Here is a 12,538-nt window from a genome sequence, read left to right on the forward strand (position 1 = left end):
ACAGGTCCGGCAGGACAGGCCCGGGCGGGGCGGGCCCCGGCCTGCCGCGCCGCGCTACGCCCTCAGGGAACTTTTGGGCCAGATCGTGCGTGACTTTACTGCGACGGTGTATAGCTAGAACCTGACGCAGCACCACACGCGCGCAGATCGGCCGCCGTGCAGCACTACCAGGAGGGACGGGGCCTGCCCCGAACAGATGAAAGCTAAGAGTTTCTTCAAGGGCCCGGGCATCTGGATTGTCGTTGTCATCGGCATGCTGCTGCTGGCCTTTGCCACCCTGACTCCGGGCGGCTCGACCCGGATCGACACCGACAAGGGTCTCGCGCTGCTGACCGACGGCGGCAAGGTTGAACAGGCCAAGATCTTCGACGCGGAAAACCGTGTGGACCTGGTCCTGAAGGAAAACCTGCAGGTTGACGGCCAGGACAAGGGCAAGAACATCCAGTTCTACTACGTCAACGCCCGCGCCGACGATGTGGTCAAGGCTGTCACCGACTCCCGTCCCCCGAGCGGCTACACCGACCAGCCGGTCGAGAACAACTGGTTCGCCGGGCTGTTCTCCCTCCTGATCCCGGTCCTCCTCCTGGGTGTCCTTTTCTGGTTCCTGCTCTCCCGGATGCAGGGCGGCGGCTCCAAGGTCATGCAGTTCGGCAAGTCCAAGGCCAAGATGGTCAGCAAGGACATGCCGCAGGTCACGTTCAGTGACGTCGCCGGTGCGGACGAGGCCGTCGAGGAACTCGAAGAAATCAAGGAATTCCTCCAGGAACCCGCGAAATTCCAGGCCGTCGGGGCCAAGATCCCCAAGGGTGTGCTGCTGTACGGCCCTCCCGGCACCGGCAAGACCCTCCTTGCCCGCGCCGTCGCCGGCGAAGCCGGGGTCCCCTTCTTCTCCATCTCCGGTTCCGACTTCGTGGAGATGTTCGTCGGCGTCGGCGCGTCCCGCGTCCGCGACCTCTTTGAGCAGGCCAAGGCCAACTCGCCGGCCATCATCTTCGTCGACGAGATCGACGCCGTCGGCCGCCACCGCGGCGCCGGCATCGGCGGGGGCAATGACGAACGCGAGCAGACCCTCAACCAGCTCCTGGTGGAGATGGACGGCTTCGACGTCAAGACCAACGTCATCCTGATCGCCGCCACCAACCGTCCCGACGTCCTCGACCCCGCGCTGCTGCGGCCGGGCCGCTTCGACCGGCAGATCGGCGTCGAGGCCCCCGACCTGATCGGCCGCGACCAGATCCTCAAGGTCCACGCCAAGGGCAAGCCGATGGCCCCTGACGTCGACCTGAAGGCGGTGGCGAAGAAGACCCCCGGCTACACCGGCGCGGACCTCGCCAACGTCCTCAACGAGGCCGCCCTCCTGACGGCGCGTTCCAACGCGAACCTGATCGACGACCGCGCGCTCGACGAAGCCATTGACCGTGTGATGGCCGGGCCGCAGAAGCGCAGCCGCGTGATGAAGGAACACGAACGCAAAGTCACCGCCTACCACGAGGGCGGACACGCCCTGGTGGCCGCGGCGCTGCGGAACTCCGCACCGGTCACCAAAATCACCATCCTGCCCCGTGGCCGTGCCCTGGGCTACACCATGGTGGTCCCGGAAAACGACAAATACTCCGTCACCCGCAACGAACTGCTCGACCAGATGGCCTACGCCATGGGCGGGCGCGTCGCCGAGGAACTGGTGTTCCACGACCCGTCCACCGGTGCGTCCAACGACATCGAAAAGGCCACCGGGATTGCCCGCAAGATGGTCACCGAGTTTGGCATGAGCGAACGGGTCGGCGCCGTCCGGCTCGGCCAGGGCGGCGGCGAGCCGTTCCTGGGCCGCGACGCCGGCCATGAGCGGAACTACTCCGACCAGATCGCCTACATCGTCGACGAGGAAGTGCGCCGCCTGATCGAGGGCGCCCACGACGAGGCCTACGCGATCCTCACCGAGAACCGCGATGTCCTGGACCAGCTGGCCCTCGAACTGCTGGAGCGCGAAACGCTGAACCAGGCGGAAATCGCGCAGGTCTTCACCAACATCCGCAAGCGCGATTTCCGTGAGATCTGGCTCTCCAAGGAGACCCGCCCCATCCAGAACGTGGGCCCCGTGGAATCCCGTCAGGAGAAGGCTGAACGCGAAGCGCAGGAAGAAGCCAAGGAAGCCCGCCTGGAAGAACCGCTGGACACGTTCCCGCCGCACGCGCAGGGCGTTCCCGGGCAGGAGCCGTTCCAGGGCGGTGTAACCGATCTCGGGCCTGACGGCCATCCCGGCTAGGCTTCTTTCGTGACTTCTTTCTTCAATGACGACGACGACGCTCCCGCCGGCCAGGCCCTGACGGCGGGAGGGCCGGTCCCCGGCGCCACCCCCGTGGACCAGGCGCGGATCGAAGCGGCCGTCCGCGAGATCCTGCTGGCTATCGGCGAGGACCCGGACCGCGGTGGCCTTCTGGACACCCCCAAGCGGGTGGCCAAGGCCTACACCGAAATGTTCGCCGGACTCCACCATGATCCCGCCGAAATCCTCGCCACCACCTTCGACCTGGACCACGAGGAACTGGTCCTGGTCAAGGACATCCCGTTCTACTCCACCTGCGAGCACCACCTGGTGCCGTTCCACGGGATGGCCCACGTGGGCTACATTCCCTCGCACGACGGCAAGGTCACCGGGCTGAGCAAACTGGCGCGGCTGGTGGACATGTTCGCCCGCCGGCCCCAGGTGCAGGAACGGCTCACCACCCAGATCGTCGAAGCCCTCGTCACCCACCTCCAGCCGCGCGGCGCAATTGTCGTCGTCGAATGCGAACACCTCTGCATGTCCATGCGCGGCATCCGCAAGCCCGGCGCCAAGACCGTCACCAGCGCGGTCCGCGGGCAACTCCATGACCCGGCCACGCGCGCCGAGGCCATGAGCCTCATCATCGGAAGGTAAGAACACAGACTATGGACTCCCTCGCCGCCGCCCCTGGCACCGGACCCGCGACCTCGCCCCTGCCCGTGCTGCGCAAGTCGCGCCCGGCCGCCAAGTTCGCCGATCTCCCCACGGACCGCACGCTCGTGATGGGGATCCTCAACGTCACCCCGGACTCCTTCAGTGACGGCGGCAGGCACGCCACGGCGGACACAGCAATCGCCGCCGGTCTGCGGATGTTCTACGCCGGAGCGGACATCATCGACGTCGGCGGTGAATCCACCCGCCCGGGCGCAGCCGAGGTGAGCGTCGAGGAAGAGCAGCAGCGGGTCCTGCCCGTGATCCAGGCGCTGGTCAAGGCCGGCGCCCTGGTCAGCATCGACACGACGCACGCCGCCACCGCCGCCGCGGCCCTGGACGCCGGCGCCGCGATCATCAACGATGTCTCCGGACTGACCATGGAGCCGGAAATGGCCGAACTCGTGGCCCGCAGCAAGGCCCCGTACATCCTCACGCACCGCCGCGGCAACGCCAGCACCATGGATTCCCTGGCCGAGTACGGGAACGTCGCGGACGAGGTGGCCGCCGAACTCACCGGTGTCCGCGACAAGCTCTACGCTGCCGGCGCCGCCCCGGACCAGATCATCCTGGACCCGGGCCTGGGCTTCTCCAAGAACGAGGAGCACAACTGGGAGCTCCTCCGGCGCCTCGACGTCCTCCAGGCCATGGGTCACAAGGTCCTGGTGGCTGCCTCCCGCAAACGCTTCCTCGGCAGCCTCCTGACCGTCGCGGGCAAGGCCGCGCCGCCCGCCGAACGTGACGCAGCCACCGCCGCCGTGACCGCCATCAGCGCCTCCCGGGGCGTCTGGGCGGTCCGCGTGCACGACGTCGGGCCCAGCCTCGACGCCGTCAAAGTCGCCGCCCGCATGGCTCCCGCCGCCGCCGGCCACAGCTGAACCGCCCCCCGCCCATGGACCAGATCACGCTGAGCGGCGTCACCGCCGTCGGCCATCACGGAGTGTTCGATTTCGAACGGCGCAACGGGCAGCCGTTCGTCGTCGACGCCGTCCTGCACCTGGACTTCAGCCGCGCCGCCGCCTCCGACGACGTGCTGGACACCGCGCACTACGGTGAAGTGGCCGAATGCATCCGCGGCTGGATCACGGGGGAGCCGCTGAACCTGATCGAGGCACTCGCCGTGCGGATCGCCGAGGACGTGCTGCAGAAATTCGCCGTCGCCGCCGTGGACATCACCGTGCACAAACCAAAGGCCCCGATCGAGGTCGAGTTCGGCGATGTCTCCGTCAGCGTCCGCCGGACCCGGGCGGGGCAGTCATGAACTACACCCGGGCCGTCCTGGCCCTCGGCAGCAACCTGGGGGAGCGCAGCGACACGCTCTCGGCGGCCGTCGCGGACCTCGTCGACCCGCCGGAGGTCCGCCTCCTGGCGATCTCGCCGATCGTGCAGACAAAAGCCGTCGGCGGACCGGCCGGCCAGCCGGACTTCCTCAACATGGTGATCGCCGTCGAGACTACGCTGACGCCCCGCGAACTGCTGGCGCACTGCCACGCGGTGGAGCAGAAGCACCTCCGGGTCCGCGAGGTGCACTGGGGGCCGCGGACCCTCGACGTCGACATCATCACCTACGGTGACGTGGTCAGCTCCGACCCGGAACTGACCCTTCCCCACCCGCGGGCAGCCCAGCGGGCGTTCGTCCTGTACCCGTGGTCGCTGATCGACCCCGCCGCCGAACTGGACGGTGAACGCGTCGGCGACCTCGCCGCCCGGGCGGACGACTTTGCCGGCCTGGTTCCCTTCGACGGGTTCGAGAACCTCCACGGCGTGGCCGAGGCTGCGGAATGATGAAGCTGACCAGCCCCTGGGTGCTGCTGGCGATCAGCGGGGCCGTCGGGGTGCTCGGCTGGGTCGCCGCCGTGCTGGCCACCCGCTACAGCCTCAACACCCCGGTGCTGCCGCTCAACGGGCTCATCACGATGGGCATCATCGTGGTGCTCACGCTCATTCTGGGTCTCAGGGTGCGCCGGTGGCGCAACGGCGACAAAAAGAAAATGCTCAACCCCATCCTGGCGGCCTGGACCCTGGTCCTCGCCCAGGCCTGTGCCTACACGGGCAGCGTGCTGCTGGGCTGGCACGCCGGGATTTTCCTTGACCAGCTGCAGCTCTGGAACCTGCGCAGCGACCAGACCCTCGCCTGGACGGCCCTGGCCATGGCCGGCGGCGGCCTGGTGATGGTGGGCGTGGGCCTGATGGTGGAGCGGTTCTGCCGGATACCCCCCGAGGACGGCGACGGCGAGGCGGCCCCGGGGCGCCCGGAGCCGCGCAAGCCCAAGTCGGAAGGCGAGTATGCATACCGAGGCGATTGATCCTCCGGGCATCACGTGGCTGCGCGTCTCACCCAAATACGTCACGGTGCGGCTGGTGGGCTGGGCGGTGGCCACCGTCGTGGTCGTGGCGCTGCTGTGCGTGCCGCTGGTCCTGACCCTGGGCGGCTGGTGGACGGCCTACCCGCTCTGGCTGGCGGTTGCCCTTCCGGCCGCCATGCTGGTCCTGTCCCTGTGGCGGCTGGTGCTCATTCCCCGCCAGGTGCGGGCCATCGGCTACGCCGAGCGGGAGGATGACCTGCTCATCCGCCGCGGCATCTTCTTCCAGCGCACGCTGGTGGTCCCGTACGGCCGCATGCAGTACGTGGACATCGGCGTCGGGCCGGTGGAACGCGGGCTGGGACTGTGCACGCTGAAACTGCACACGGCCTCCGCCGGCACCAACGCGGAAATCCCGGGCCTGCCCGCCGCGGAAGGAGCCCGGCTCCGGGAGCAGCTCTCCGCCCGCGGCGAAGCCCGGCTGGCCGGACTGTGACGGCTGCGCCGTGAGGCCGTCCAGTGAAGGCGGTCCGGTGGCCCCGGGTGCCGTCCCGGAGGCAGCGCCCGGGGCCGGACCGGGAACCCCCGACGCCGGGTGGCTGCGCGTGCACCCCGCCTCGCCGTTCGTGCGCGGCTGGGTGGCGCTGGCCGCCATCGCCTTCTTCTTCTTCCGGGACACGTTCGAGCGCATGCTCCGCGGCGGGCCCCTGATCGATGAGCAGCTCGCGGGCCGGGCGCCGTGGCTGGTGCTGGGCGGGGGCGTGGTGCTGGTGCTCACCGTCCTCGGCTACGTTCTGAGCTGGTACTTCACCCGCTACCAGGTGGCCGGCGGCTACGTCCGGCTGAACACGGGCTTCCTTTTCAAGCAGCAGCGGCAGGCCCGGCTGGACCGCGTCCAGGCCATTGACCTTGTGCAGCCGCTGCTGGCCAGGATCTTCGGGCTGGCCGAGCTGAAGTTCGAGGTGGCCGATGCCGGGGAGTCGGCGGTGCGGCTCTCCTACCTCCGCATGGATGAAGCCCGCCGGCTCCGCGCGGCGATCCTGGCCAGCGCCGCCGGACTGGTCCCGGACCCAGCCCGCGGCGGTGAGGTGCCGCCGGAGGCGCCCGAGCACGCCGTTCTGACCGTCCCGCCGCGGCGCCTCATCGGGTCCCTGGTGCTGAGCGAACAAAGCGTCTTCCTTGTGCTCGGCGGCGCGGTTTCGGTGGCACTCTCCGCCCTGACCGAGAACCGCAGCTTCTACCTCTTCCTCATCCCGGCCCTACTGGGCATCGCGGCCGGCTACTGGAACTCCATCAACCGCGGCTACAACTTCACCGCCGCCATTTCCCCGGACGGCATCCGGCTGCGCTACGGGCTGCTCGACACGCAGGCCCAGACCCTCCCCCCGGGCCGGATCCAGGCGCTGCGCATCAGCCAGCCGCCCCTCTGGCGGGCCTTGGGCTGGTACCGCATCCAGGTCAACGTCGCCGGCTACGGCGCGGCCGGAATCGACGGCGAGGGCACCTCCCGCACCACGCTCCTCCCGGTGGGGACCTTTCCCGACGTCCTCACCATGCTCTCCCTGGTCCTGCCCGATCCCGGCACCCCGGACCCGGTGGCCACCTTCCGCGCAGGCATTAGCGGCCTTGCCGGCCCGGCCGCGGCACCGGGAATCCCGGCCCCGGACGACGGCGGCTTCGTCACCACCCCGCGGCGCGCCCGGCTGCTGGCACCGCTGGGCTGGCGGCGCAACGGCTTCACCGCCACGGACACGGCCCTGCTGATCCGCTCGGGCCGGTGGTGGCGCCACCTGGCGCTGGTCCCGCACCAGCGCACCCAATCCATGGCCCTGGAGCAGGGGCCCCTGGCGCGGCGCTTCCGCGTGGCGGACCTGGTGCTGCACACCACGGCCGGGCCGGTCACGCCGCGCCTGGTCCAGGCCGGACTGGATGAGGGGCGGGCGCTGCTGGACGCGCAGGCGGCCCGGGCCCGCACCGCCCGCAAACGCCAGACCAGCGAGCAGTGGCTGGCCCAGGTCCGGACGCTGGCCGCCGGCCCCGGGTCCCCGGCGTTCCCCGCACCCCCGGCAGAGCCCGCCCGCCCCGACGCAACCACCCCTCCCGAAGAACCCGACAGGCAGGAAAACCGCCACCATGGCTAAACCAGGACGACTCGGCATCGGAATCGTCGGCGCGGGCAAAGTCGGCGCCGTCCTGGGGGCGGCGCTGCGCGGCGCGGAGCACGCCATCATCGGAGTCTCCGCGGTGTCGGATGCAAGCCGCGAACGCGCGGAAACCCTGCTGCCCGGCGTCCCGGTCCTCGACGTGCAGGACATCGTCGAGCGCGCCGAGCTGGTGCTCCTCGCCGTGCCCGACGACGCCCTCGGCCCGCTGGTCGAGGGTCTGGCGAAGCTTGGCGCCTGGCAGCCCGGCCAGCTTGTGGCCCACACGTCCGGCCGCTTCGGCGTCGGAATCCTGCACCCGGCCCGCGCCGCGGGCGCCATTCCGCTGGCACTGCACCCGGCCATGACCTTCACCGGCATGAGCCTGGACCTCACCCGGCTGCTTGACTGCACCTTCGGCGTCACCGCCGACGCCGCGATGCTGCCCATTGCACAGGCGCTCGTCGTGGAGATGGGGGCGGAGCCCGTTGTCATCGCCGAGGCGGACCGCGTGCTGTACCACGTGGCCCTCGCGCACGGCTCCAACCACCTCGTCACCCTCGTGGCGCAGGCGTCGCAGCTGCTCCGGGAGGTGGGCGTCGAGACCCCCGAACGCATGCTGGGCCCGCTGCTGCGCGCCACCCTGGAGAACGCCCTCGCCTCGGGTGAATCGGCCCTGACCGGGCCGGTGGCCCGCGGCGACGCCGGCACCGTGGCCGCGCACGCCGAGTCGCTGCGGGAACACGACGGCGGCTCCCGCGGCGATATTCTGGAGGCCTACCTGGCCATGGCCCGGGCGACGGCCCACCGGGCGGAACACCGCGGGCTGCTCAAGCCAGAGCAGCTCGAGGGCATCGAACGGGCGCTTGAGGGCCCGGACCACAACCCCCCGCAACCTTAAGGAAGGTCCCTGACTTTGGCGATCCAACTCGTGACCACGGCGGCCCGGCTCCGGGCCGAGAGCGCCCGGCTGCTCAGGGAAAAGGGCGGCTCCTCCCAGGCACTGGTGCCCACCATGGGCGCCCTGCATGAGGGGCACGCCGAACTCGCGCGCACCGCCGTCGGGCAGAACGACGTGGTGGTGGCCAGCATCTTCGTGAACCCCTTGCAGTTCGGTGAGGCCGTGGACCTGGAGCGCTACCCCCGCACATTGGAGGCGGACCTGGCGCTGCTGGACGCGGCGGGGGTGGACCTGGTGTTCGCTCCGGACGTGGACGAGGTCTATCCCGGCGGGGAACCCAGGGTCCGGATCAGCGCGGGGCCGATGGCCGAGAAATGGGAGGGCGCGTCCCGGCCCGGGCACTTCGACGGCGCCCTGACAGTGGTGGCCAAGCTGCTGCACTACGGGATGCCCGGCGCGGCCGCGGGCACCGGAGTGCCCGCGTACCGGGCGTACTTCGGCCAGAAGGATGCCCAGCAGCTGGCCCTCGTCCAGCGCATGGTGGCCGACCTGAACTTCCCGGTGGAGATTGTGCCGGTGCCTACCGTGCGTTCCGCGGACGGCCTGGCGCTGTCCAGCCGCAACCGGTTCCTTTCCGCGGAGGAACGCGAGGCGGCACTGGTCCTCTCGCGGGTGCTCCGGCTCATCGAGGAAAGGGCCAATGCCCGCCAGCCGCTGGACCTCGATTCCGCCCGGGCTTTGGTCGAGTCCCAGCCGCTGGTGGACCTGGACTACTTCGAGGTGGTGGACCCCCGCACCCTCGAACCGCTCGCGGAGAACTGCCGCGAGACACCGTTCCGCGGCGAGGCCCTGGCGCTCATTGCGGCCAGGGTCGGCCCGGTCCGGCTGATCGACAACGTCCCGCTGGACTCCTGAACCCGCGGGCCCGCCCTCTTTAAGCAACGCGGGGTCGGATGTGGCCCATGTTGAGGCCTTCCACGGACCGTAGCTGACCCCGCGTTGTTTTCCGCCGGCGGGAATTACCGCGGCGCATCGCTGGTTGGCATCTGTTGTGTAGCGACGACGCTCGCCGTCCCCACTTCAAAAACTCCCCGAGGGAACCCTTATGTCTACAGACGTCTCTTCAAAGTCCCCCGGCGGTCCCGCCCCGGCAGGGCCATCCCAGGCCGCCGCCGGGGCGGCCGCGCCGCCGGCGAAGATGTCCCGGGAATCGGTCACCGTCATCGCCACCCTGCTGGTGGCCACGTTCGTGGTGATCCTGAACGAAACCATCATGAACGTTGCGCTGCAGCGGCTGATGGTGGACCTGGGCGTCACCGCGCCCACCGTGCAGTGGCTGTCCACCGGATTCATGCTCACCATGGCGGTGGTGATCCCCACGACGGGCTTCATCCTGCAGCGGCTGACCACCCGCGCTGTCTTTATGCTGGCCATGGGCCTGTTCTCCGGCGGCACGCTGCTCGCGGCGCTGGCCCCGGGCTTCGAGCTGCTCCTCCTCGCCCGGATTGTCCAGGCCGGCGGCACGGCCATCATGCTGCCCCTGCTGATGACCACCATTCTGACGCTGGTCCCCGTGGCCCGGCGCGGCTTTGTGATGGGCAACGTGAGCATCGCCATCTCGGTGGCGCCGGCCATGGGCCCCACGGTGTCCGGATTGATCCTTGAGCACTTCTCCTGGCGCTTCCTCTTCGTCTTTGTGCTGCCCATCGCCGTGGCCGCGTTCGCCATCGGCGCCCGGTTCCTGACCAACATCGGCGAAAAGGAAAAAACCCGGCTTGACGCCTTGTCCGTGGTGCTGACGGTTCCGGCCTTCGGAGGCCTGGTCTACGGCCTCAGCCAGATCGGCGAGGGCGGCGGCGGCCACGGCGTGCCCGCGGTGGCCGCCCTGACCGTCGGTGCCATTGCCATGGTGGCGTTTGTCCTGCGCCAGCTGCGGCTGCAGAAAGCCGAGGCGCCCCTGCTTGACCTGCGGGCCTTCACCTTCCGGATGTTCACGGTCTCCGTCCTCCTCCTGGTGGTGGCCATGATTGCCCTGTTTGGCACCGTGATTCTCCTGCCGCTGTACCTTCAGGAGATCCGCGGGCTGACGTCCCTGGAGACCGGACTCACCCTGCTCCCCGGAGGCCTCGCGATGGGCCTGCTGGGCCCCTTCATCGGGCGCCTCTTCGACAAGGTGGGCCCCCTGCCGCTGACAGTCACCGGCTCGGTCCTGATGGCGGTGGCCCTGTTCCAGTTCTCACGGCTTGACGAGGGCACCCCCATCGCCTGGATCGTCGCGCTGCACGTGGGCCTCAGCCTGGGGCTGGCGTTGATCTTCACCCCGGCGTTCACCACCGGGCTGAACCCGCTGCCGCCGCACCTGTACTCGCACGGCTCCGCCATCATGAGCACGCTGCAGCAGGTGGCAGGAGCCGCCGGCACGGCGCTGCTTGTCTCGATCTACGCGGCCGTGGCCGCCGGCTCGGGGATGGTCGCGGGAATGCATGCCGCCTTCCTCACAGCGTCCGTCATCGCCGTCGCGGCCATCGTGCTGGCATCCCTGATGCGCAAGACAGCTGCGGTGGAGCAGCCGGCCGGTCCCACAGCCCACTGACCCTTAAATAAAGCAACGCGGGGTCAGTTGGCGCCCATCCCGGACCTCCGGATGGACGCCAACTGACCCCGCGTTGTTTGTGGTGTTGCTAGCTGGCGAAGAACTCGCTGAGCGCGGTGATGAGCTTGTCCGGCGCCTTGTTGACGCCGTCGTGCCCCATGCCCGGCAGGATGGTGTAGCTCGACCCGGAGAGCACCTCGTGGATCTGGGCGCAGGCCACGCCGAAGTAGGCCGGGCTCTTCTCGCCGACAATGATCAGCGTCTCCAGCGGCAGTTCCAGGAACGGCTCGGCCGGCATGTCGGCGGCGATAATCGCCTTGATTTCCCGGACTCCGGTGGTCATTAGCTCGCGCATCTGCTTGCCCAGCGGTGTGCCGGCGGACAGTTTGTTCGCCAGGGTCAGCATGGACAGCGGCATGCGGGACACGGCGCTGCCCGTCTCCAGGCCCCGGAGCAGGACGGCGAGGGCACGGTCGTCGTCCCCGGCCGCCGTCGCCTTCTCATAGTCGCTGGTCCAGTCCGCGGTGACGCTGTGGTTCACGGAGACGGCGGGGTCGTACACGGCCAGGCGCTCCACCGGGAGGGTGCGGGCGGCGTGTAGGGCCACGGCGCCGCCGAAGCTGTGCCCGAAAACGTCCGTGCTGGACGTGTGCTTCATGACCGCGTCGAGGTCCCTGATGTCCACGTCGAGGGTGTAGTCCTCCGGCTGCGGGGAGGAGGAGCCGCGGCCGCGCCGGTTGAACGTGTGCACCGGGCGCCCCAGGGAGGCGCTCAGTTTCTGGGCGAAACGGGTGTAGTCGGCGGCGGTCACCATGGAGGCCGCAACGACGACGACGCCGGAGCCCGCCGAGGCCAGCTCGGCACCCGTGCTGAAAAGCTCTATCGTTCCGCCGTCGGGGGTTCTGATGTTCTCGCGGGTCATGCCCCGAGCCTAGCCGAGGCGGCAGCTACGGCGTAGTAGGAATCCGGGCGCCCGCGGGCGGTCAGCCGCCCAGCCGCCCGCCGGACACCTCAAGGTAGCAGGAGCCGCACAGGGACTCGTACCAGACGTCCTGGCCGTCGATCGCGACCTGGTCGCCGTCGAACACTACTGCGTCGCCTGAGCGGCGGGTGTTGAAGATGGCTTTGCGGCCGCAGCGGCAGATGGTCTTGAGCTCTTCAAGGGTGTGCGCGATCTCCAGCAGGCGCAGTGAACCGGGGAACGCCCGGGTGCGGAAGTCCGTGCGGATGCCGTAGGCCAGCACCGGGACGTTGTCCAGCACGGCGATCCGGAACAGGTCGTCCACCTGGGCCGGCTCAAGGAACTGCGCCTCATCCACCAGCAGGCACGCCACCGGCTGGGTGTCTACGTGTTCCAGCAGGGCGTCGGGGTCATCCCCATGGGCCTGGGCCGTGAACAGGTCGCGGGCGGAGGCCCCGGCCGGGATTAGGAAATCCACCGAACGGGTCATGCCCAGCCGGGACACGACGTCGGCGTCGCCCTTGGTGTCCACGTCCGGCTTGGCCAGCAGGACCCGCTGGCCGCGTTCCTCATAGTTGAAGGCGGCCTGCAGGAGGCCCGTCGACTTGCCGGAGTTCATCGCGCCGTAGCGGAAGTAGAGCTTGGCCAAGGGGGTCCTTTCGAAA

The 12,538-nt window shown here is 69.5% G+C and carries 13 protein-coding genes; 11 read left to right on the forward strand and 2 right to left on the reverse strand.

The features are described from left to right. Positions 1-196 precede the first annotated feature (196 nt). The 11 genes from ftsH to ACTWQD_RS02055 all read left to right on the forward strand — a co-directional run bounded on the left by ftsH (position 197) and on the right by ACTWQD_RS02055 (position 10,912). Positions 197-2,263, forward strand: a complete 2,067-nt coding sequence (ftsH, locus tag ACTWQD_RS02005; RefSeq protein ID WP_066432442.1) for an ATP-dependent zinc metalloprotease FtsH — start codon at positions 197-199, stop codon at positions 2,261-2,263. Between the two features lie 57 nt (positions 2,264-2,320). Next, the gene (gene folE, locus ACTWQD_RS02010; RefSeq protein ID WP_066433082.1) at positions 2,321-2,917 is read left to right on the forward strand and encodes a GTP cyclohydrolase I FolE; all 597 of its coding nucleotides are present in this window, start codon (positions 2,321-2,323) and stop codon (positions 2,915-2,917) included. A gap of 11 nt (positions 2,918-2,928) precedes the next feature. Next, positions 2,929-3,852 (forward strand): dihydropteroate synthase, encoded by a 924-nt coding sequence (gene folP / locus ACTWQD_RS02015; RefSeq protein WP_443194525.1) that lies wholly within the window; start codon positions 2,929-2,931, stop codon positions 3,850-3,852. Between the two features lie 14 nt (positions 3,853-3,866). Beyond that, positions 3,867-4,235, forward strand: a complete 369-nt coding sequence (gene folB, locus ACTWQD_RS02020) for a dihydroneopterin aldolase (RefSeq protein WP_443194526.1) — start codon at positions 3,867-3,869, stop codon at positions 4,233-4,235. Then, positions 4,232-4,759, forward strand: a complete 528-nt coding sequence (gene folK / locus ACTWQD_RS02025; protein ID WP_443194527.1) for a 2-amino-4-hydroxy-6-hydroxymethyldihydropteridine diphosphokinase — start codon at positions 4,232-4,234, stop codon at positions 4,757-4,759. The genes folB and folK overlap by 4 nt, the downstream gene beginning before the upstream one ends. Then, entirely contained in the window at positions 4,759-5,280 is a 522-nt protein-coding gene (locus ACTWQD_RS02030; protein WP_443194904.1) for a DUF3180 domain-containing protein, read from the forward strand. The genes folK and ACTWQD_RS02030 overlap by 1 nt, the downstream gene beginning before the upstream one ends. Beyond that, a complete protein-coding gene (locus ACTWQD_RS02035; RefSeq protein WP_443194528.1) occupies positions 5,261-5,773 on the forward strand; it encodes a PH domain-containing protein in 513 nt (170 codons plus the stop codon). The genes ACTWQD_RS02030 and ACTWQD_RS02035 overlap by 20 nt, the downstream gene beginning before the upstream one ends. Positions 5,774-5,810: 37 nt before the next feature. Further along, a complete protein-coding gene (locus ACTWQD_RS02040) occupies positions 5,811-7,418 on the forward strand; it encodes a PH domain-containing protein (protein WP_443194529.1) in 1,608 nt (535 codons plus the stop codon). Then, positions 7,411-8,319, forward strand: coding sequence for a Rossmann-like and DUF2520 domain-containing protein (locus ACTWQD_RS02045; protein WP_443194530.1), 909 nt, complete (start codon positions 7,411-7,413; stop codon positions 8,317-8,319). The genes ACTWQD_RS02040 and ACTWQD_RS02045 overlap by 8 nt, the downstream gene beginning before the upstream one ends. 15 nt (positions 8,320-8,334) lie before the next feature. Continuing rightward, a complete protein-coding gene (panC, locus tag ACTWQD_RS02050; RefSeq protein WP_443194531.1) occupies positions 8,335-9,234 on the forward strand; it encodes a pantoate--beta-alanine ligase in 900 nt (299 codons plus the stop codon). Between the two features lie 190 nt (positions 9,235-9,424). Continuing rightward, positions 9,425-10,912, forward strand: a complete 1,488-nt coding sequence (locus tag ACTWQD_RS02055) for a DHA2 family efflux MFS transporter permease subunit (protein WP_443194532.1) — start codon at positions 9,425-9,427, stop codon at positions 10,910-10,912. A gap of 88 nt (positions 10,913-11,000) precedes the next feature. On the opposite strand, the gene ACTWQD_RS02060 is transcribed toward ACTWQD_RS02055, so the two are convergent. Next, positions 11,001-11,834 (reverse strand): alpha/beta fold hydrolase, encoded by an 834-nt coding sequence (locus tag ACTWQD_RS02060; RefSeq protein WP_443194533.1) that lies wholly within the window; start codon positions 11,832-11,834, stop codon positions 11,001-11,003. A 61-nt stretch (positions 11,835-11,895) separates the two neighbouring features. After that, positions 11,896-12,522: a thymidine kinase gene (locus ACTWQD_RS02065; RefSeq protein WP_443194534.1), complete on the reverse strand. Its 627-nt coding sequence runs from the start codon at positions 12,520-12,522 to the stop codon at positions 11,896-11,898. Between the last annotated feature and the right edge of the window lie 16 nt (positions 12,523-12,538).

The organism is Pseudarthrobacter sp. 1C304 (genome assembly GCF_052245515.1).
Taxonomy (GTDB): Bacteria; Actinomycetota; Actinomycetes; order Actinomycetales; family Micrococcaceae; genus Arthrobacter.

Bases quoted from the DNA above. Each gene is read 5' to 3' on its own strand.
- ACTWQD_RS02045 (WP_443194530.1), top strand. From the start codon at position 7,411: ATGGCTAAACCAGGACGACTCGGCATCGGAATCGTCGGCGCGGGCAAA.
- ACTWQD_RS02055 (WP_443194532.1), top strand. From the start codon at position 9,425: ATGTCTACAGACGTCTCTTCAAAGTCCCCCGGCGGTCCCGCCCCGGCA.
- ACTWQD_RS02060 (WP_443194533.1), bottom strand. From the start codon at position 11,834: ATGACCCGCGAGAACATCAGAACCCCCGACGGCGGAACGATAGAGCTT.
- folK (WP_443194527.1), top strand. From the start codon at position 4,232: ATGAACTACACCCGGGCCGTCCTGGCCCTCGGCAGCAACCTGGGGGAG.
- ftsH (WP_066432442.1), top strand. From the start codon at position 197: ATGAAAGCTAAGAGTTTCTTCAAGGGCCCGGGCATCTGGATTGTCGTT.
- ACTWQD_RS02030 (WP_443194904.1), top strand. From the start codon at position 4,759: ATGAAGCTGACCAGCCCCTGGGTGCTGCTGGCGATCAGCGGGGCCGTC.
- folB (WP_443194526.1), top strand. From the start codon at position 3,867: ATGGACCAGATCACGCTGAGCGGCGTCACCGCCGTCGGCCATCACGGA.
- folP (WP_443194525.1), top strand. From the start codon at position 2,929: ATGGACTCCCTCGCCGCCGCCCCTGGCACCGGACCCGCGACCTCGCCC.
- ACTWQD_RS02035 (WP_443194528.1), top strand. From the start codon at position 5,261: ATGCATACCGAGGCGATTGATCCTCCGGGCATCACGTGGCTGCGCGTC.